Origin of the sequence: Paraburkholderia adhaesiva (genome assembly GCF_021390575.1) — a bacterium.
Classification (GTDB): domain Bacteria; phylum Pseudomonadota; class Gammaproteobacteria; order Burkholderiales; family Burkholderiaceae; genus Paraburkholderia; species Paraburkholderia adhaesiva.
This window is the reverse complement of record NZ_JAJEJQ010000003.1, coordinates 82,939-101,726: the sequence shown is the minus strand read 5'-3', so window position 1 is coordinate 101,726 and position 18,788 is coordinate 82,939. Positions and strand designations below refer to the sequence as shown.

The 18,788-nt window shown below is 61.2% G+C and carries 18 protein-coding genes; 9 read left to right on the top strand and 9 right to left on the bottom strand.

What is annotated here, in order from left to right; all coding sequences use genetic code 11:
* Positions 1-23 precede the first annotated feature (23 nt).
* Positions 24-3,053 (top strand): FAD-binding and (Fe-S)-binding domain-containing protein, encoded by a 3,030-nt coding sequence (locus tag L0U80_RS24485; protein ID WP_233871866.1) that lies wholly within the window; start codon positions 24-26, stop codon positions 3,051-3,053.
* A gap of 226 nt (positions 3,054-3,279) precedes the next feature.
* A complete protein-coding gene (locus L0U80_RS24480) occupies positions 3,280-4,437 on the top strand; it encodes a J domain-containing protein (protein ID WP_233871863.1) in 1,158 nt (385 codons plus the stop codon).
* Between the two features lie 148 nt (positions 4,438-4,585).
* Here the strand turns inward: L0U80_RS24480 and thiM are convergent, their stop codons facing one another.
* Entirely contained in the window at positions 4,586-5,425 is an 840-nt protein-coding gene (gene thiM, locus L0U80_RS24475) for a hydroxyethylthiazole kinase (protein ID WP_233871860.1), read from the bottom strand.
* Positions 5,426-5,692: 267 nt separating this feature from the next.
* Here thiM and L0U80_RS24470 point away from each other — a divergent pair, with 267 nt between their 5' ends.
* The 4 genes from L0U80_RS24470 (at position 5,693) to L0U80_RS24455 (ending at position 8,190) form a co-directional block, all read left to right on the top strand.
* Positions 5,693-5,845 (top strand): hypothetical protein, encoded by a 153-nt coding sequence (locus L0U80_RS24470; RefSeq protein ID WP_233871857.1) that lies wholly within the window; start codon positions 5,693-5,695, stop codon positions 5,843-5,845.
* Positions 5,846-5,848: 3 nt separating this feature from the next.
* Complete coding sequence (locus L0U80_RS24465) at positions 5,849-6,880, top strand: ribonucleotide-diphosphate reductase subunit beta (protein ID WP_233871823.1); 1,032 nt, start codon at positions 5,849-5,851, stop codon at positions 6,878-6,880.
* A gap of 524 nt (positions 6,881-7,404) precedes the next feature.
* A complete protein-coding gene (locus tag L0U80_RS24460; RefSeq protein WP_233871820.1) occupies positions 7,405-7,683 on the top strand; it encodes a hypothetical protein in 279 nt (92 codons plus the stop codon).
* A gap of 27 nt (positions 7,684-7,710) precedes the next feature.
* Positions 7,711-8,190, top strand: a complete 480-nt coding sequence (locus L0U80_RS24455; protein WP_233871817.1) for a hypothetical protein — start codon at positions 7,711-7,713, stop codon at positions 8,188-8,190.
* 329 nt (positions 8,191-8,519) lie between these two features.
* Here L0U80_RS24455 and rpsU read toward each other — a convergent pair whose 3' ends face one another.
* The 8 genes from rpsU to L0U80_RS24415 form a co-directional block, all read right to left on the bottom strand.
* On the bottom strand, positions 8,520-8,732 hold the full coding sequence (gene rpsU / locus L0U80_RS24450; RefSeq protein WP_124613076.1) for a 30S ribosomal protein S21: 213 nt from the start codon (positions 8,730-8,732) through the stop codon (positions 8,520-8,522).
* Positions 8,733-8,840: 108 nt separating this feature from the next.
* Complete coding sequence (gene infA / locus L0U80_RS24445; protein WP_233871814.1) at positions 8,841-9,107, bottom strand: translation initiation factor IF-1; 267 nt, start codon at positions 9,105-9,107, stop codon at positions 8,841-8,843.
* Positions 9,108-9,632: 525 nt separating this feature from the next.
* Positions 9,633-9,857, bottom strand: a complete 225-nt coding sequence (locus tag L0U80_RS24440) for a hypothetical protein (protein ID WP_233873796.1) — start codon at positions 9,855-9,857, stop codon at positions 9,633-9,635.
* 278 nt (positions 9,858-10,135) lie between these two features.
* Positions 10,136-10,339, bottom strand: a complete 204-nt coding sequence (locus L0U80_RS24435; RefSeq protein ID WP_028225987.1) for a cold-shock protein — start codon at positions 10,337-10,339, stop codon at positions 10,136-10,138.
* 828 nt (positions 10,340-11,167) lie between these two features.
* Positions 11,168-11,947, bottom strand: coding sequence for an alpha/beta fold hydrolase (locus L0U80_RS24430; RefSeq protein WP_233871811.1), 780 nt, complete (start codon positions 11,945-11,947; stop codon positions 11,168-11,170).
* A 287-nt stretch (positions 11,948-12,234) separates the two neighbouring features.
* Entirely contained in the window at positions 12,235-13,209 is a 975-nt protein-coding gene (locus L0U80_RS24425) for an alpha/beta fold hydrolase (protein ID WP_233871808.1), read from the bottom strand.
* On the bottom strand, positions 13,206-14,618 hold the full coding sequence (locus tag L0U80_RS24420) for a hypothetical protein (RefSeq protein ID WP_233871805.1): 1,413 nt from the start codon (positions 14,616-14,618) through the stop codon (positions 13,206-13,208). Before L0U80_RS24420 ends, L0U80_RS24425 begins: the two co-directional genes overlap by 4 nt.
* A gap of 587 nt (positions 14,619-15,205) precedes the next feature.
* On the bottom strand, positions 15,206-16,270 hold the full coding sequence (locus L0U80_RS24415; protein WP_233871802.1) for a HoxN/HupN/NixA family nickel/cobalt transporter: 1,065 nt from the start codon (positions 16,268-16,270) through the stop codon (positions 15,206-15,208).
* A 223-nt stretch (positions 16,271-16,493) separates the two neighbouring features.
* Here L0U80_RS24415 and L0U80_RS24410 point away from each other — a divergent pair, with 223 nt between their 5' ends.
* From L0U80_RS24410 to L0U80_RS24400, 3 genes are read left to right on the top strand one after another with little or no spacing between them, the layout of a single operon-like run.
* Positions 16,494-17,276: an anti-sigma factor gene (locus L0U80_RS24410; RefSeq protein ID WP_233871799.1), complete on the top strand. Its 783-nt coding sequence runs from the start codon at positions 16,494-16,496 to the stop codon at positions 17,274-17,276.
* A complete protein-coding gene (locus tag L0U80_RS24405) occupies positions 17,255-17,773 on the top strand; it encodes a sigma-70 family RNA polymerase sigma factor (protein ID WP_233871796.1) in 519 nt (172 codons plus the stop codon). Before L0U80_RS24410 ends, L0U80_RS24405 begins: the two co-directional genes overlap by 22 nt.
* The gene (locus tag L0U80_RS24400; protein ID WP_233871793.1) at positions 17,770-18,600 is read left to right on the top strand and encodes an anti-sigma factor family protein; all 831 of its coding nucleotides are present in this window, start codon (positions 17,770-17,772) and stop codon (positions 18,598-18,600) included. The genes L0U80_RS24405 and L0U80_RS24400 overlap by 4 nt, the downstream gene beginning before the upstream one ends.
* Positions 18,601-18,788: the final 188 nt, after the last annotated feature.

Genomic DNA, 18,788 nt, shown 5'->3' with positions numbered 1-18,788 from the left:
GGCTAATTAATTTCGCATTGCTTATGACTCAGTCGACTTCCAGTTTGCTTGTCAAGCCAGTGCGTCTCGTGCCGAGTGCCGCGCATCGCGGCTCGCCGCTCGCGCGTCGTCTTCGCGAGGCGCTGCGCGGCGATGTCTTCTTCGATGCGGCGAGCCTCGGCCGCTACGCCACCGATGCGTCGATCTATCAGATCATGCCGGTCGGCGTCGTGGTGCCGCGCGATCAGGACGATCTGCGCGCGGCGCTGGACGTCGCGCGCAGCGAACACGCGGCGGTGCTCGCACGCGGTGCGGGGACGAGCCAGTGCGGCCAGACCGTGGCCGAGGCGCTGGTGATCGATACGAGTCGCTGGCTTAACCGCATCGTCGATTTCGACGCGAATGCGCGTACCGTCACGGTCGAGCCTGGCATCGTGCTCGATCACCTGAACGCGTGGCTCAAGCCGCACGGATTGTGGTTTCCGGTCGATGTTTCGACATCGGCGCAGTGCACGATAGGCGGCATGGCGGGGAACAACTCGTGCGGCTCGCGTTCGATCGAATACGGCAACATGGTCCACAACGTGAGCGCCATCGACGCCATCCTCGCCGACGGTGCCGAGGCACGCTTCCAGTCGCTGAAGCTGCCCGTTCCGGGTGACAACGCGCGGCTCGCGCAGATCGTCGGAGGGGTGACACGCATCGCGCAGCGCGAGCGCGCGGAAATCGCGGAGCGCATGCCGAAAGTACTGCGGCGCGTGGCGGGCTACAACATCGACCTGTTCGATTGCCAGAATCCGCGCGCCTATACCGACGATGGTTCGGCCAATCTCGCGCATCTTCTGGTTGGGTCCGAGGGTACGCTCGCGTTCAGCCGGCAGATCACGCTGAAGCTCGCGCCGCTGCCGGCGCATCGCGTGCTCGGTGTGATTAGTTTTCCTACGTTTTATCAGGCGATGGAATCCGCGCAGCACATCGTCGGACTGCGGCCCACCGCGGTGGAACTCGTCGATCGTACGATGATCGAGCTTGCGCTCGGCAATCCTGCGTTCGCGCCTGTGATCGGAAAGGCACTCGTTGGTCGCCCCGATGCGATTCTGCTCGTGGAATTCGCTGGCGACGATCGCGACACGCTATTGCAGCTTCTCGATCGCCTCGAAGAATTGGTCGGCGATCTCGGGTTGCCGGGAAGGGTGGTGAAGATGCCCGACGCAGGCGAGCAGAAAGCGCTGTGGGATGTACGCAAAGCTGGCCTGAACATCATGATGAGCATGAAGGGCGACGGCAAGCCGGTGTCGTTCATCGAAGATTGCGCGGTGCCGCTCGAACATCTGGCCGAGTACACACGCCATCTGACCGAAGTGTTTCATCGGCACGGCACCGAGGGAACCTGGTACGCACACGCGAGTGTCGGGACGCTGCATGTGCGGCCCATTCTCGACATGCGCCGCGACGGCGCGGCGAAGATGCGTGCCATCGCGGAGGAGGCGGCCGAACTCGTGCGCGAGTACAAAGGTGCCTATTCGGGCGAGCACGGCGACGGGCTGTGCCGCGGCGAGTGGGTCGCATGGCAATACGGGCCGCGCATCAACGAAGCTTTCGGCGAGATCAAAAAGTTGTTCGACCCGGATAACCGCTTCAATCCGGACAAGATCGTGCGCCCGCCGAAGATGGACGACGCGCACAACTTCCGCTTTGCGCCTGGTTACCGCGAACGCGCGATGGACGCAGCGCTGGACTGGTCCGCCTGGAACGTCGTGCGCGATCCACTCACGGGCGCGGAACGCGAGCCGGGCAGTGGCGGCGATCTGAGTGGCGGGCTCGCGAAGGCCGTGGAGATGTGCAACAACAACGGCCACTGCCGCAAGTTCGACGCGGGGACGATGTGTCCGAGCTATCGCGTGACGAAGGACGAGCAGCACGTCACGCGCGGGCGCGCGAACACGCTTCGTCTGGCGATATCGGGGCAGCTCGGCAGCGACGGTCTCGCGAGCGACGACGTGAAGGCAACGCTCGATCTGTGCGTGTCCTGCAAGGGCTGCCGGCGCGAGTGCCCGACCGGTGTCGATATGGCGAAGTTCAAGATCGAAGCGCGCGCGGCGAGGGCGACGAAGTACGGCGTCGGCTTGCGCGAAAAGCTGATTGCGTTCATGCCGCACTATGCGCAGCGCGCGGCTCCTTTTGGTGCGTGGCTCGCGGCTGCAGAGCGCGTTCCGCTAGTCGGAGCGTGGATGAAGCGTACAGTCGGGTTCGCGCCGCAGCGTGCGTTACCACGTTTTCACGAGGCGTTTTTGCGGCGCGCGTCGAGCAGCGCCGGTCAGGAGGGACGCGAGGTCCTTCTCTTCGTCGATACGTTCAACAACGCTATCGAGCCAGAAAACGCGCGCGCAGCACAGCGCGTGCTGGAGGCGGCGGGCTATCGCGTCCACTTCAATACGCGCGAGGGCGAACGGCCGCTTTGCTGCGGACGCACGTTTCTCGCCGCGGGCCTCGTCGATGAAGCGAAGCGCGAAGCGCGGCGCCTGCTCGATACGTTGAAGCCTTATGTCGATCGCGGCGTCGCGATCGTGGGTCTTGAACCGTCGTGTCTGCTGACGTTGCGCGACGAGTTCCTGCAGTACGGCTACGGCGAAGAGGCGCGTCAGCTTGCGCAATCGGCTTTGCTGTTTGAGGAATTTCTCGTGCGCGAAAAAGCGGCCGGCCGTTTTGACCTGGCGCTCAAGCCGCTCGATGCAAAGCGCGCGTGGCTGCACGGGCACTGTCATCAAAAGGCGTTCGACGCGTTACGGCCCGTACAAACCGTGCTCGGATGGATTCCCGGGCTGGAAATCAAATCGATCGAGTCGTCGTGCTGCGGAATGGCAGGCAGTTTCGGCTATGAAGCGGAGCACTACGCGGCTTCGAAGGCGATGGCCGAACTGTCGCTGTTGCCGGCGCTGCGCGAGGCAGCGCCGGGTGATCTAGTGGTCGCCGACGGCACGAGTTGCCGCCACCAGATTCGCGACGGTATAGATGCCGAGCCGCTGCACGTTGCGCGTGTGCTGGAGATGGCGCTTTCCGGCGCGCGCCGGTGAACGTACGCAAGAGGCGGAACGGATCGTCGAAACGCTCGATCCAGACGCTGTCGTCGTGCACAAACTGCACGAAATGCTGAGCCGTATGCTCACGGGCCGCGCGCCATCGAGCGCATGCCCGTGTGCATCGCAGCCTTGCAGCAAGCAGGCGAGTGAACTAACTTGTCTTAAGCGTTCGCTTCCATCCTTGCGCGCGCGGCTATTCACCTGAAGAAAGACTACGGGCATGGCGATCCGCGATCCCAGCCATCACGTCGACTACGACCGGCTCTACTATCAGCTCGACCTGGAGCCAGGCGCGTCCGCGGCCGAAATCACGCGCAAATACCGGCAGCTTGCGCAGATGCTTCATCCCGACAGGTGGCGTCATTCATCGCCCGCGCAGCAGCATTGGGCCAACGAGCAGTTCAAGAACATGAAGCACGCGCGGGAGGTGCTCGAGCATTACTGGTCGGAGCATCACGAAGCGCCGTCGAGCCGTCCGGCGCTCAGGCGCGAGCAGATCGAGGCGCTGCACGACTCGTTGCAGCATTTGCAGGCGCAGCGCGAGCGCGTGCAGGCAGAGATCGGCGCGCTACGGACCGAAAAGACACGCGGACTCGACGAACTGCTTCGCATGAAGACGGAACGCGATGCCTTGCTGACCGAACTCGTGGGCCTGCGCGATGAGGCTGCACACGCACGCGCGAACTCGACGCAATTGCGTGAGCGGGTCATGGCGAGTGCGGGACGTAGGCTCGATGATGCTGCGCTACAGTGGCGTGGCACCATGGGCGAGCGCGTGTTTGCCCTTCTCGACGATTCGCAGCGCGGCTGGATGATGCGTCTCGGCGCGATCGTCGTTGCGTTTCTGCCTATCTATGCGATCGCGCACAAGATCGTCGCGGTGGTGCTCGGACCGTTGCATCTCACAGCGCATTCGCACTGGATGGTGAGCCTGCTGCAATGGGCGCTCGTGATTGGCGGCGCGTTGCTGGTCTATGGCAATGGCTGGGCGCTCTACGCGATGCATCGGGCAGCGCGTGCCGGGCAACAGCGGCTCGTGCCGTTGCCTGCCGATCAGGTTTGGCACCGCGTGAGCACGGCGTTGCGCAGTCAGCAACGTCACGGCGCGTCGTGGTCGTTCGAGTCGTGCGAGATCTCTCCGGTCGATTCTGCGCTCGAACTTCGTGCTGTCATGCGATTCTCGCCGCGCGCGCAGGGGGACGCGACCGGTGCATATCGCAATGTCGTGACGTTCCGATGCCGTGCGCGCGCTGCGGGCGCGTCGCAGACTGCGCTTCAATTTGGCTTTGGGGTGACCGCGCCTTTTTGGTGGCGTGTGGGCGCGGCTCGTGTTGTCAGCGGATTGTGCAAACGGCTCGCGGATGGTCTTTCCGGCTAACGCGTAGTCGCTCTAGAAAGCTGCTCTCGGTGCGCGGTGGCGTACGGCGAATTCCGCGTCAGCTCAAAAAGTTTGCCTGAAACTCAAGCCCGCGAACTCGTTAGCTCTGCGGGTAGGAATTGACGCGTATCAGGGAATTCATACTGCTCTATGCCGGACGCCCCGCAACGATCAAATGCGAGTCCAGCGTTTCCATTCGCAGCGTAGCGTCAAATGCCGCTTCGTCCAGTGTTGCGATGCTGTCGAGGAACGCAACGGCAAAGCTGCCAGGCGCTTTGGCAGTCAGCGCGGCAAGCTCGCCCGCCACCGACATGAATCCCACCGCTGCAACTGTCGCGTCAAAAAATGCCGACGGATTGCCGCTCGCGCCGAGGAACGCCGCCACGACGGCAGAAAGGACACAGCCTGTTCCCGACACCCGAGGCATGAGCGGCGAGCCGTTCGAGAGTGCAACGGTACGCGCGCCATCGGTCACATAGTCGGTCGCGCCGCTCACGACCACAACGCCCTGCGTCGTTTTGGCCAGTTCGCGCGCCGCGGGCAGTGCGACGTCGGACAACTCGGTGCTATCGACACCTCGTGCGCTCGGTACGCCGCCGGCAAGGCAGATGATCTCTGACGCGTTGCCACGAATGACCGCCGGCCGCTCGCGAAGCAACTGCTTCGCGAATCCGGTCCGCAAGGACACCACGCCGACCGCTACGGGATCGAGTACCCACGGAACATTGCACGCATTGGCTGCTGCAACGGCGCGCCGGATCGTATCCATCTGCGGCAAGTCGAGCGTGCCGAGATTCACGGAAAGGGCGCTCGCGAGCGGCGTGAACTCTTCTGCCTCTTCGGGCGCCGTCACCATGGCCGGAGCGGCGCCAAGCGCCAGCAGCGCGTTCGCCGTGAAATTCGTGGTGACGCTATTGGCCAGGCAATGAACGAGCGGCGAATGTTCGCGCACGAGCGCGACATAAGAAAAAAGCGGAGTTGAACGCATGATGCCCGATGGAATAGTGGACAGGAAGTATAGCGGTCACATGACCTGCATGGAGCCGACACACGCGGGTCAATTGGTCGCTGGTGTCCGGTATGTATTCAGGAATAGATTACAAAAATTTGGTCGCGCTCGCTCGCACGCTGACGGACTACGCAAAGTGGACTAGCCAGAAGGGACCAGTCGTGCGTTTCTCGTCCCACTTTCGCAGTATGGACAGAAACATCGGCTGTCACCAAAGTCCTCGTCTGTCGACATGATTTGATTTTGATGATGTTTGTTCAGAAATTCGCGGTGAATGCGGACATTGTCACGGGTGGTGCTGGCGAGGCGGGTCTCACCGAAGACGTTCTGTTGCGGACCGGCGACCAGCTGGTTTCATTCAAACGCGGTGTTTCAATTAATCTGGCCAAAGGACTCTAAGGCATGCTTAGTGGCAAGACGGATTCACAACTTCAACCTACACGTGCGGAAGACAAGCGCGTCGTCAACGGTCGCGGAGATATCAACCAGCTCGCGCCATTCCGGTATCCGTGGGCGTGGGAATGTTTTCTGAACGCAAACCGCAATCACTGGACGCCGCTCGAAATATCGATGAGCGATGACGTGCATGATTACCAGCATCGCCTCACCGCAACGGAGCGCCACGTTTTCGAAAACGTGCTGGCCTATCTCACCACGTCCGATATCCTCGCCATGCGCAACATCGGGCTCGCGGTCATGGAAAAGATGACGGCCCCCGAGTTGCAGATCTATCAGGCCCGGCAGGTTTACGAAGAGGCCTTGCATACGTGGACGTATCAGCATTGCATCGAGAGCCTGGGACTGGATCAGCAGGAGGTCTATAACCGCTATCGCGTCGTGCCTGAGATCCACGCCAAGATTGCCATGGCGAACAGGCGTCTCGAACGCATATTGACTTCCGGACTTGATTTGACCGACCGGGACGCGCTTCACGAATTCGCGCTCGCGTATCTTTTCTTTGCGGCGGTGTTCGAGGGTTGCTGGTTCTATAACGGCTTTACGCCGGTGTTCGCGCTACAGCGGCGCGGCTTGATGAAAGCGACCGCACAACAGTTTCAGTACATCATGCGCGACGAGGTGCTTCATTGCGGCTTTGGTATTCGCGTCATCCGGCAATTGCTGGAGGAAGAAAACCTGAGCCTCGATCCGCGCGCCGTACAGCAGATCTGGGAAGAGGCGGATGCCGCTGAAGCCGCTTACGCGCGCTATATTCTGCGCGAACCCATTCTGGGCTACTCAGCTGATCTGCACTGCGGCCAGTTTCGCTACATCGCGAACCGGCGTGCGGGGCAGCTGGGTATGCCTGCGCCGTTTCCCGGAGCGGAAAATGTGCTCCCGTGGCTCGACGAGCAGGCCAACTTGCGCAAGGAAAAGAATTTCTTCGAAACGCGCGTGACCGACTATCAGACCGGGGGAGCGTTGAACTGGAGTTAGCCGGGCGGAAGTTCAGGCGGCGAAGCCCGGTGTGTCCAGGCCAATAGCTAACGCGGCGGACACGCGTTTATTGGATGGGCGAGCAGGAGGCGTGCGTATGCGCTGTAGCGCATACGCACGCTTTTTTATTGGTTTTCGGCAGATTTTTGCGGAAGGGCTCTGTTCGACCTGCTCCCGCCGGTCACGCTGTCGGGGATAAACGGCGGAAAAACCGAGTGGTACAGATATCCAGCCCGTTTTCTCGGGGACATCAGTTCAGCTAACGCGGAGGGTCGGCTACCTCCCGTCTGCAAATCGTCAACTGACGTTTCTCGGCTTGTGGCAGTTTGGCGGAGCGCGCCATGTGCTGCACCAATTCGCCTATGCTGAAGGTAGCTGCAGTGCAGGGTCTGCCCCAGGCGCAGTCGAACCCGTTACGACTGGCGTCGTTCACCACGATTGCCAACAATTCGTGAGGCCGCCGGATGCGTGCGAGATCGTACCTGCCGGTAGTCGTCGTATTGACGGCCGTGCTCGCAGGCTGCATGACGCCAGTGGGCAACCGGGATCTGCTGGCGTTCCTGCAGGATGGCTCGACGACACGCGAGGATGTCTACCTGCACCTGGCGGAACCCAGCTCGACGTTTGAGGGAGGGAGCATCCTGACCTATCTGCTGGATGAGGATCAGGCTGGCTACATCTTGATGCGGCGAAAAGAAAAAGCATGGAACGGCAAGTTCAGTCTGGTACTGGCCTTCGACGAGCACGGCGTGCTGCGGCGCCACTCCCTGGTCAGAATCCGGGACGTTCCGAACTCACCTTGATCGGTGACTTCAACGATGTGTGCACGCTTGCTCAGGACGATCGGGTTTGCCGGTGGTGCCGCGTTGCTGCTGGTTGCTTGCCCGGTGCCGATTCCACCAGGCTATTACGATTCACGCGCCAACGTCCCCGCGACCGTCCCGCAAACAATCAAGAAGGGCGAGTCCACCCGCGAGGACGTTTTAATGCAGTTCGGTGAGCCCGACGCCGTGGCGGTCGATGAGTCCTGGGTGGAGTATGGCAGCAACTACACGGTGGGTGGATTGGCCCTTGTCATAGTCGCGGGTGCGGGAGGCGGTGGCGTTGGTACTGTGGACATGCACGACCGACGAATGATCGTCGAATTTGATCAACTGGGCGTCACGACGGAAATAGTCCTGGAATCGAAGAATTGCTTCGAGTCTGCAATGGGAGGGACTAACCTGGGCGTAGTCGCGACCAAGCCCTGCCTGGATAGATTGGGGCTGGACGTTCCCGAGGTGTTTCATTTGCCTTCCGTCCGTGAATGACGGCAGTTCAGAGGCATCGGGGCCAACAGGAATCCGACCGCGAAGGTACAAGGTTAGACGCGAGTCGGCTGCTCGAATGGCACCGCGATGGAGATGTCGAACGACCTCTCCTGGCCGAACCGGGAAATCGAAGTTGGCAGTCGGGGGCGGCGCACGTCAGTCTCGAACTTCCGCAGCCGACTCTGAGCGGTCTATCGATCGCAGAAAATCGGGTGGCCGGTATGCGAACTCAACCGGCCACTCGGCCCAGATCAGAAACGATTACCCATGCGGAGGTTACGCAAGACACCGGCTGGGCACGAGACGGCCGCTCCAGCATGGCTGCCCGGTCAGTACCGCTTTTTCGGCGGCAACGACCGTTTGATCTGCTTGCGCACGCGTGCCACTGCAGCAGCTTTTTTGCGCTTGCGTTCTGCGGTCGGTTTTTCATAGGCTGTCCGGGCACGCAGCTCCGGAATCAAGCCGGTGCGCTCGATCGCGCGACGGAAACGGCGCAATGCAACTTCCACAGGCTCGTCGGGTTTCAGAATTACGGTAGTCAACTTTTTTCCTTTGTTGGAATCAGGAAGCAATGGCGAATGGTGATGTGGATGTGCGCGCAGCGTCGTGGCACAGGTAAGGGTCACAGCTAACGGTCGCGTATCGCGCCATCAACGACGGCGAAATGCGCCGTTTTGCGTTGCGCCGCCGCTCCGTTCATCCTTATGCCGAAAATTGATTCGTCCTTTCGTCAGGTCGTACACAGAGAGTTCCAGCGTTACCCGATCGCCCGCAAGGATGCGAATGTGATTCTTGCGGATACGACCGGACGCATACGCTCCTACCACCACGCCATTGTCGAGCGTAACGCGGTAGCGGCTGTCTGGCAGCACTTCCTCAACGATACCGTCGAGTTCCAGCAGTTCTTCTTTGGCCATTCAAGGTTCCTGATCAATTGGCGGGACATGCGCTCGGATGCCGCGTGGAGGAAGAAGCCGCGTGCGTCGTTCGACACGCGCTCGCGCGGTAGCGGGAAGCATGAAATTTGCTGGGCAGCCCTCACGTCCTGGGAATCATGGACACCGCCATGTCCGGTCGGCGAATCAGGTACGCGAGGGGTTTGGTCGGACGCGGCGGCTCGCAATACCGGTCCGATGTGATTCGGGGCGTGCAGTCCAGCCAGCGCTGTTATCGCTGGTCTCTCTGGACTAACAAACAAATGAAGATTCGCGACTAACCAACACGCGTCTTTTCGCGTGCTGTGCGAAGCGGGTTAATGCAGCATTGTAACCGAAGGCCGCCATCTGCCCCGCCGATAGTGGCGGGGCCAGAAGGAAGGGGCGTTGTCAGCCATCCGTGCAGACGATGCGCAGTTCGGGATCGCGCGTGATATTTGGGCGCGCTTTGTCGCACCCGCCCTGATGCCTCAGAGGCGCTGGGACTTTCGAACTGCAGCGTCGTCTTTAACCGCGCGTATCGACCCAGTTGCGCGCCCAGCGGGTCGAATGCTGCAACGCTTGCTCTTCACTCTTGAAGTAATCGAGCGAATAGAACCAGTAGCGGCCTTCGGCTCGCGCGCTGTCGATGCGTTCGAGCAGAACGTTGGATGAAAAACTACCGTCGGGCAAACGATGCGTCGAGGGTTGGACGGCATAGCCGTTGTATTGTTGAACTGGTTTGTTCTGCATTTTAATTTTAATGATATTTAAGTGCGCACGTCCCGCGCGAAAAGTGCACGGGTGCGCCGATTCAATGCCATTCGAGCCGAATTCTGAAGCGGTCGAAAAGCGAAAAATGGCGTTGAAGCCTGAGGGGAGAATGAGGTGCAACGAGGCGTATGGCGCCTGGCAAGCTGCTCAATAAACAGATGCCAACCAGGAGTGGTCGCGCCAACTGAGGGAGCCAAAGCTCCGCGAGGGTGTCGCTGCAACCCGGCGTCCATCGCTGGAGGCCGGGCCCTTCAAATTTACAGCGGCTTGATGTTAGCCGCTTGCAGCCCCTTCGGGCCTTGCTTCGTTTCGAAGCTCACCTTCTGATTTTCAGCCAACGTCTTGAAGCCGTCGCTCCTGATTTCGGAGAAGTGAGCGAACAGGTCGTCGCCGCCCTTGTCCGGGGTGATGAAGCCAAAGCCTTTGCTGTCGTTGAACCACTTAACGGTGCCGGTATCCATGAAGAATCCTTGAGAAAAAATACGAAGATTTACTCTATTAAAGAGTGCGTGAAGCTTCAAGGAGGGAGAGGACAACGAATACCGCTGAGGAGCGAGCAATTGATGAACAGCAATCGAACTTCTTGAACTTCGGATCGAAGGGTACCCGCGGTGCGGACCAGCGTCAATAGGTTTCTTGTAACTGTTTCACCAGTCGGCCCGTTCTGCGGGCGAAGCGATGCGGCCCTGTCTGGCTGCGCCCCCTTGCCTGGAATAGCGGGCAGGTTAGACAGAGTTGGCGGGCGGGCACAAGCATCGGGCGAAAACGCACCTACTGCGACGGGATCGCACGGATGGAGCTGCGCACCGCAGCCCCAGAATTTGTACCAGATCAGCCGATAGACTGGCCGTTTCCAGGGCGCTGCCGCCGGAATGACTGGGCTGCGTTCCAGGTGAAGGGCGCTTACTGGCCGTGGATTCAACCGGTCGATGCGGTCGGCCTCGATCGATCCTATGCCGACGTTCGATCGCGCAACGTATTGACGGCAGATCTGAAACTGAAATCGGCCATTCGCTTAATGCACCGAACGATTTCGCTAGAAACTTTCGCAAAACAACCTGGATGCGCTGCCCCTTGCCGGGGCGCTACTCGCTGCGACGAAAATTATCGCCGGGACCGAATAGCACAAACCGCTTTGGGGCCGCGATGCGGAAAGTAGCATTCGCCGTTCAGACCCACGGGTAGATTGATTCAGATGTTTGGTCTTGCGTCTGAAGCTCGGTTTCCAGTTCGAACGTGCATGCATTTTCAAGGTGCCGCCATCTATTTTCTAATTTTTTCGTTGCAGGTCAGGCGGACTGTCCGGCAGCTTCCAGGATGAGTCCACTGATCTCATCGGGATGTGAAATCAACGACAAGTGGCTTGACTTCACCTCGATTGTTCTGGCCTCCATACGCTTGGCCATGAAGCGTTGAAGATCTGGATTGATCGTACGATCTTGCGTGGAAACAGCGTAAAAGCTGGGCTTCGATCTCCATGCGGCATTAGTCGTCTTTCCCGCCAGTAAGGCCTTGTGGAACGGCTCCTGAACCGCGTACAGCGTCCGGGCCCGTTCTTCCGGAAGGTCGCCGGCGAAGTCACGCAGGAATGCGGCCTCGGTGAGGCGCCCCTCATCGCCGTCAAAGACAATGCCGGCTGACGCCGGTGGCGCAGGGTAGGTTTTTGCAAGTGTCGTATAGTCCTCGCCGGCATCCGGTGCTCGTGCCGCCACGTAGACCAGCGCGGAGACCGTTGGATGAACGCCGGCCTCTGTGACGATCATCCCGGAGAAGGAGTGGCCTACGAGGACCGTCGGACCGTCCTGTCGATCCAGCACGCGGGTAACGGCGGTCACCGCCTCGGGCAAGGTCGTCAGAGGATTTTGCACGGCTGTGCAATTCATTCCTTTAGCTTGTAGCCGGGCAATGACATCCAGCCAGCATGAGCCGTCCGCAAACAGGCCGTGCGCGAGAACAACATTGCGTGCTTTCACCGGCGCAGAGCGGATCGCAATCGCGCGTGTTGACACGAGAACGCTTGCGGTGCCCACAATTACGGCGGTCGAAAAGGTACGTCGGTTCATCGCCATGTTTTGTTCTCCTGTAGTGAGCGATTGGTACAGAAGTGGTGGACTGGGCGGTCAAAGCGTTTGGTGGGGTGCAGTTGGATGATGTTTGCCCGACGCAGCGCCTTGCTCATCTTGTCTGGCGATTGATGCACAAGACCATCCTGAACCGCCGTTCAGACGCGGCCCACTGCGACCCGCTACACAAAGTTAGTCGTCGTCCACCCGGTCGAGTTGATCGATCAACAATCGATTGGCCATCCTCCCGACCGCCGCCCCATGCGGGGCATCGTGCCGCGCAATTGTGCAGCTCACCCATCGAGTTCGTTCAGGAAGGAGAGTAGCAACCGGTTCACTTCCGGGGCGCGTTCGCGCTGCTGCCAATGGCCCGCGCCTTCGAGCACGTGGGCACCGCGCAACCCCGGCAGCACTTGCTGCAACGTAGCGACGCGCTGCTGCATGCCGGGAAATTTGAGTACATCGTCGCGCGAGCCGCCGATAAAGAGCGATGGCTGACGAATCGGGCAACCATACCAGGGGGCGAGCAGTTCCGCGCTCCTGCGGATCGCGCGGTACCAGTTCAACCCACCACGGAATCCGGTGCGTCGGAACTCGTCGACGACATAATCGAGGTCATCCTGAAGAAGCCAATCCGGCAATACATCGGGGTCGACGGTGGTGTCGAGGAAGCGGGCGCCCGGCGTGAGCACGCCTGCGACCATGCGGCCCGGGCCGTCGCCCGACATGCTGAACGTGACGCGGCGCAGCGTCGCCGCTACATCGGCCTGAAGCTCCTCCTCCGCCACACCCTCCTGCTCGAAGTACTGCATGTAGAAGGTCGTCACGCCCTGCCGCTCGAGTGCCGTCAGCACGTCGGTCTTCGCGGGCGGAACATAGGGCACGCTCATGCCGACGACGGCTCGGAAAACATCGGGCCGTAGCAGCGCACTGGTCCAGGCTGCGGGCGCGCCCCAGTCGTGGCCCACGATCACCGCCGAACCGGCACCGAGCACTCTGACCAGTTCCACCATGTCGCCTGCGTGGTGCAGCATCGTGTATTGGGCAGGGTCGGCCGGCGCGTCTGTGCCGCCGTAGCCGCGCATGTCCGGTGCCGCGGCGCGGTAGCCCGCATCGGCGACCGCGGCCATTTGCGCGCGCCAGGATACCCACGACTCCGGAAATCCATGGCAAAACACCACGAGCGGCCCATCGCCCTGCAGCGCGACACGCATGCGGATGGCGCCGACCTGTAGCGTTTCGAGTTGCACCTCACGGGGGGCGCTCACGCTGCCTCCGCTGCTGCCAGCAATTGAGGAATGCGCTGCGTCGCATCGAAAGCTTTGGCGCTGACGGCCTTGAGAAGGTCCTGCGCGGCAGCGTCCACCGCCACGCCTTTGAGCACCACAACCTGCGCGTTGAGGCGGCACTGCCTGAGCCAGGCGCTCAGGTTGGAGTTCTGCTGCCAGCGCGCTGCATTGGCGAGAGTCGGCAGCCACATGCGCAGGAAATCGATCGGCAATTCGGGAATGGGCACGGGCGTGCACATCGCGTTCTGTTCCTGCAGATTCTCCAGGTGCGCTTCGACCCAGGCGATCACGCTGCCCGAAAAGAGCGGCTGGCAAAAGCGGACCATCAGGAGGTTGATCGCTTCATCCTGAAACACCGGCACGTCCGGCGGCGGCTGGATCGCGCAGGCGGTGCAGTCGATGTACAGCGTGTCACGATCGGCGGCGAGTTCACCCTTCTCCAGCACGATGCGCGACGGCTCGATCGCGCGCACGCGGCCCAGCCGCACGATTTCACCAACCTTGCGCAATTGGGCCATCTCGCCGCGCGAAACGAGTGCGCAGCGGTAGGTCGTGGGTTCGACGGCAGCGTCGATTCGCATTAGCGCGCCGCCCGCTTCGAGTCGCCGGAACAGGTCGGGGACGTCGCGTGCCTCGCGGATCGCATCGAATTGCACCACGTTGTTCTGGAAATAGCGCTGCCAGCCGGTCGGGCCGGGCTGCATGTTGGCACGGTCCATCACCCAGGCGTCGCGCGGCATGATCCAGCGGATGCGCTCGTGCGGTACACCGTTCTCAATCAGCCAGATGCACGCATCCATGCCGGTCTTTCCGGAGCCGACGACGGTATAGCGCGAGTAGGGCCGCGTTACCTTCGGCTGCTCGTTGCAGGGAATGCATTGCACACCCGCGGCCACGCTGTATTTTGGCGGGTGAGTGGACGGAACCTCGGTTCTCGCGTGCGTGGCGTTGACCCATTTGCGCCGCACGCGCACCTCGTGCTCGGCGCCGGTCAAGAGCGAGCGGAAGCGGTGCGTGCGGCCGTCGCTCGCGACGTGTTCGCATTTCGGGAACCACTGCACGCGGCCAGAGGGAATGAAGCGCTGTTTCATCACCTGTTCGAAATGCGCGAGAACCTCGGGTCCTGAGGAAAGCCCAAGCATGCCTTCGTTAAAGCCCGTCGCTTCATGCGACCAGTCACTCAGTTCGCGCGATGCCACGCCATACCAGGCGGACGGCTGGTGCAGCCGCACGTAAGGATAGGCGTCGTTCCAATGGCCACCGGGACGGTGGTGGCGATCCACCATCACGACTCGCGCATCGGGTGACTCGGTGAGCAAGGTGTCGACGAATGCCATGGCAGTGGCACCCGTTCCTGTCACGAAGTAGTCGGACTCAATCCATGCCATGTCACCCTCCTTAATGGGAGACTTTGACGCCGTGCCATAACGATTCCATTGCTTTACACGGCCGCTGCATTTTTACGGTAACCGCTTGCGCGCTTGCGCGTCGCGTCATTTTGAAACGGTTTTCAGTGTCAAAGGCTTTCCGCCGGGAGTCAACCGACTCAGTCGAAGACGTGGGACACACTCGGCGTCCGGCGTAGGGGATTGCGAATACTGGATTTTCGGCAACGCGAGCGGTCAACGAGAGAGCGCGCTGAAGTTTGAAAACGGCGGTGCTTTGGCTACTACTTTTGCTAACGGGACTATGGCCGCATCACAATTCCGCAACTCAGAGTTACATCGTGTCTGTACGCTGCCGCTCACATTTTTGAAGTGCCAGCGGTCATTCGTTGGTCAAGGAAGGAGCTCGGGCGAATGGCGGGAGATGGCCGAACCCGGAAATCGAAGTTTGCAGTCGGGGGACATGCCGCACGTCGACCACGTATTTCCGCAGTCGACCCGACGCAGACACAGGCACCGTGTGGCCGTATGTCTGCCGATATTCGCAAACGTTACGTTGGTCGGAGAATGTAGCTCGATCTGCCGCAGCTTCAGGTCTGACCCGACGTAACCTCCAGTTCGTCGAATCGCTTCCAGCGGTAGACGGCAACGGAGCAAAGCCAGCACACGATAAACACACCGACGATTACAAAACCGACCAATCCGAAGTTGTCGTTCAGCTTGCCCATGGCATCCCAGAACGGGCCAGAAAATTGAAGCTGCTTGCCAACCAGCCCAAGCCCTTCTATGCCGCCTACGACCAGCGCGACGATGACCGAAATCGAAGTGATCGTGATGTTGTAGTAGAGCTTGCGGATAGGCTTTACGAATGCCCAACCGTAGGCACCGAGCATGAGGATGCTGTCCGTCGTATCAATCAGGGTCATGCCTGCCGTGAACAGCACCGGGAACACAAGTATCGACCAGATCGGCATGCCCTGAGCAGCGCCCGCAGCGGATATGCCGAGCAGTCCGACTTCGGTCGCCGTGTCGAAGCCCAGACCGAACAGGAAGCCGAGAAAGTACATGTGCCAGCTTCGCGTGATGAGTCCGAACAGCGGACGGAAAATTCGGGAAAGGAAACCCCGGCTGGCGAGCAGCATGTCGAGGTCCTCGTCGACGTAGGGCTCTCCGCGCCGCACGCGCCGGAATGCTGCGATCACGGCTTTCAGGATGAACAGGTTCATGATGGCGATCGCAAACAGAAAGAACGTCGATACCAGCGTGCCAATCACCCCGCCCACGTCTTTGAAAGCGTCCATACGGCTCTTCATTGCAAGCGCTGTCGCAGCGATGCCAATGGAGGCGAGCACGACAATCGTCGAATGGCCCAGAGAAAACATGAGGCCCACCGAAATCGGTCGCCGTCCGGCTTGCATCAGCTTGCGCGTCACGTTATCGATGGCGGCGATATGATCCGCATCCACCGCATGACGCAGACCAAATGACCACGCAAGCAGACTAGTCCCCATCAGCAGTGGATAGTGATGGAAGGCAGCAAAGGCCCACACCCACGCGCCGACATTGAACGCCACAAGCAGCGCATAGAGCGAACCGATTTTCTGCTTCATCTGCCCCTGTTCGTCGCCGAACAGTGCCCTGGTCAGGTTTGTCATTTGTTCTCCGGACAGATCACATTACAGAATCTCTTTGCGGACGCATGAAACTCAGCATCGTCCGCATCCATCCAGATCTTATCTTTTCAAAAAACCTCATACTTTTGGCGGCGTACCACTGGCGACCACGGCCAAAATTGCTGTGCAGGAGCCGCATGTGACTGGAATAGAACCCCCCACCGCGTGTTAGCCCACTATCCCAACCACGCACGGTCGAAAGATCATGATTCTCAAGGGGCCGCTAGAACACCCGCCGGTGTCGGAGGCAGATATCCAGGCATACACTGACGGTTCGGTCGTGGGCGAGCGCGCTGCCCATGTGCGGCGCTATCTGGCGATGCAGCCGGGCGAATGGCGGCGCATCCTCTTCTATCGTGACCTGAATGTCCTGATGCGGCGCGTATTTCCGCGTTTCCAAGCCGATCCGACGCCAGCGCCCACGTTCCGGCGCCCAGGCTGGCGGCGTGCCTCGCTTGCGGCCCTTACGTTGGTCACGCTGGCCGGCGTGGCAACAGCGTGGCTCGCGACGTCGGAGGCGACGTCGCAAATGCTGAACGACGCCGCGGTCATGGCGTTGATCGAGGCGACTAGCGTCCCCGCCGGGGAAGCACTCACGAGCACGGCGGGCGTACCGTCGACGCCCTTCGATTTGAATGCAGCCGGCCTGCGTCCCATTGCGCGCGGCGCGCCGGATCTCGGGCCGCTGGCGCTTGCACGACGTTACGTCTACGAGAATGCGCAAGGGCAGAAGATCGTATTGCTGAGCGCGCGAGCGTGGTTCGCCAAAAACGAACCACAGTGGAGTGCGCGGCGGATCGGTGCGCTGCGGCTGATCGGCTGGTCCGCGCACGGCACGCGCTTCGTGCTCGCGGGCACTGCGGGCACGCGCGAACTGATGCGCGCAGCGGACATAGCGACGATGGCGGGCGCAAGCAGTGGCCGCCGTCACACGAACGGCGTGGAGCAAGCTGGCGGGAATGGAACATGGACATCCGTGACGAACTGATAGACCACGTGCCGCGCTTGCGACGCTACGCACGTGCGCTGATCAACAACCGGGAACTGGCCGACGATCTGGTGCAGGACACGCTCGAGCGTGCGCTCGGGCGCACGGAACTGTTTCGCTCCGGCACCGATCTGCGCGCCTGGCTCTTCACGATCATGCACAACATCTTTGTGAACCAGGTGCGCAAACTGTCGACGCGCGGTGTGCATGTGTCGGTCGATGACGAGGGCGTTCCCGAGACCGAATACGCTGTCCCGGCGAACCAGTCGGCCACGCTGGAAGTCCGCGATCTCGAGTACGCGCTGCAGCGCTTGCCCGCGGAACAGCGCGAAGTCGTGCTGCTCGTGGGCCTCGAAGAAATGAGTTACGCCGATGTGGCGCTGGCCCTCGACATTCCGGTCGGCACGGTGATGTCGCGTCTGTCGAGGGGGCGTGAGCGGCTGCGCGCGCTCATGGCCGGTGCTGTCCCGCGAGCGAACCTGAAGGTGGTGCGATGAGCGATCAAATGAATCCTGTCACGGAAGACGAAATCCACGCCTACGTGGACGGTACGCTGGCCGAAGAACGCCGCGCGAACGTCGAGCGCGAACTCGAGCGCAATCCCGATCTCGCTCAACGCGTGAGCGGCTATTTTTCGCTGAACACGCAGCTGCACGAGCGCTACGACCGCGTGCTGGACGAGCCCGTGCCGGCGCGCTTGCGGCCCGTGCCCGAGGCCAGCCGCAAGCGCGAGGCGGCGAACTGGCCGCGTTTCGCCGGGTTGGCGGCGGCGCTCGTGATTGGCGTTGGTATCGGCTGGGGTACGCACTACGGGGCGAACGTGATGTCGTCTTCGACGGGCGGCGCGGATATTCGCCCGGTTAGCGCCGACAGCAGCGAACTGTTCGCACGCCATGTGGCGATCGCGCACGTCGTCTATATGCCCGACGTCGTGCGCCCGGACAACATGAGCAGCAGCGCGCGGGAGCAGGACTTCGTTAAGTGGCTGGCGAACCGCCTCGGCACGGACGTTCATCCGCCGATGCTCGAAAAGAGCGGCTTCACGTTGGCGGGCGGGCGGCTGATGCCCAGCGACGACGGCGGCCAGGTCGCGCTCTTCATGTATCACAACGCCCGCGGTGAGCGGATCACCCTTGCCATCTCGCGTCGTCGGGTCAGTTCGAACACCACGGCGTTCAAGCTGTATCAGGACGGCCCGGTGAACGTGTTCTACTGGGTCGACGGCGACTTTGGCTATGCAGTCTCGGGCGGCATCGACCGTAACGTGTTGCTGCAGGTGTCGCACGATGTCTACGCGCAGTTGACCGCAGGCAAGGGCGGTTGAGCCAGAGCGTCGGCATCCGGGTGGGAAGCCGCGGCATGGATACGGGCGCGATAGCGCTAACGGCAATTCGTCGTGCTGCGTGGCTCACGCGTTCGCAACGAGCGTGCAGCCGTGAGCGTTTCGCCTGCCGCGCAACACTGTCGAGGCACCATTCCACGAAGTGCCATCTTTGAGCGATATGTGCGCTA

Bases quoted from the DNA above. Each gene is read 5' to 3' on its own strand.
- L0U80_RS24435 (WP_028225987.1), bottom strand. From the start codon at position 10,339: ATGGATACCGGCACCGTTAAGTGGTTCAACGACAGCAAAGGCTTTGGC.
- L0U80_RS24460 (WP_233871820.1), top strand. From the start codon at position 7,405: ATGACGCCAGTGGGCAACCGGGATCTGCTGGCGTTCCTGCAGGATGGC.
- L0U80_RS24485 (WP_233871866.1), top strand. From the start codon at position 24: ATGACTCAGTCGACTTCCAGTTTGCTTGTCAAGCCAGTGCGTCTCGTG.
- L0U80_RS24400 (WP_233871793.1), top strand. From the start codon at position 17,770: ATGAGCGATCAAATGAATCCTGTCACGGAAGACGAAATCCACGCCTAC.
- L0U80_RS24470 (WP_233871857.1), top strand. From the start codon at position 5,693: ATGATGTTTGTTCAGAAATTCGCGGTGAATGCGGACATTGTCACGGGT.
- L0U80_RS24440 (WP_233873796.1), bottom strand. From the start codon at position 9,857: ATGCAGAACAAACCAGTTCAACAATACAACGGCTATGCCGTCCAACCC.
- L0U80_RS24430 (WP_233871811.1), bottom strand. From the start codon at position 11,947: ATGGCGATGAACCGACGTACCTTTTCGACCGCCGTAATTGTGGGCACC.
- L0U80_RS24420 (WP_233871805.1), bottom strand. From the start codon at position 14,618: ATGGCATGGATTGAGTCCGACTACTTCGTGACAGGAACGGGTGCCACT.
- thiM (WP_233871860.1), bottom strand. From the start codon at position 5,425: ATGCGTTCAACTCCGCTTTTTTCTTATGTCGCGCTCGTGCGCGAACAT.
- L0U80_RS24480 (WP_233871863.1), top strand. From the start codon at position 3,280: ATGGCGATCCGCGATCCCAGCCATCACGTCGACTACGACCGGCTCTAC.
- L0U80_RS24405 (WP_233871796.1), top strand. From the start codon at position 17,255: ATGGACATCCGTGACGAACTGATAGACCACGTGCCGCGCTTGCGACGC.
- L0U80_RS24415 (WP_233871802.1), bottom strand. From the start codon at position 16,270: ATGACAAACCTGACCAGGGCACTGTTCGGCGACGAACAGGGGCAGATG.
- L0U80_RS24465 (WP_233871823.1), top strand. From the start codon at position 5,849: ATGCTTAGTGGCAAGACGGATTCACAACTTCAACCTACACGTGCGGAA.
- L0U80_RS24410 (WP_233871799.1), top strand. From the start codon at position 16,494: ATGATTCTCAAGGGGCCGCTAGAACACCCGCCGGTGTCGGAGGCAGAT.
- infA (WP_233871814.1), bottom strand. From the start codon at position 9,107: ATGGCCAAAGAAGAACTGCTGGAACTCGACGGTATCGTTGAGGAAGTG.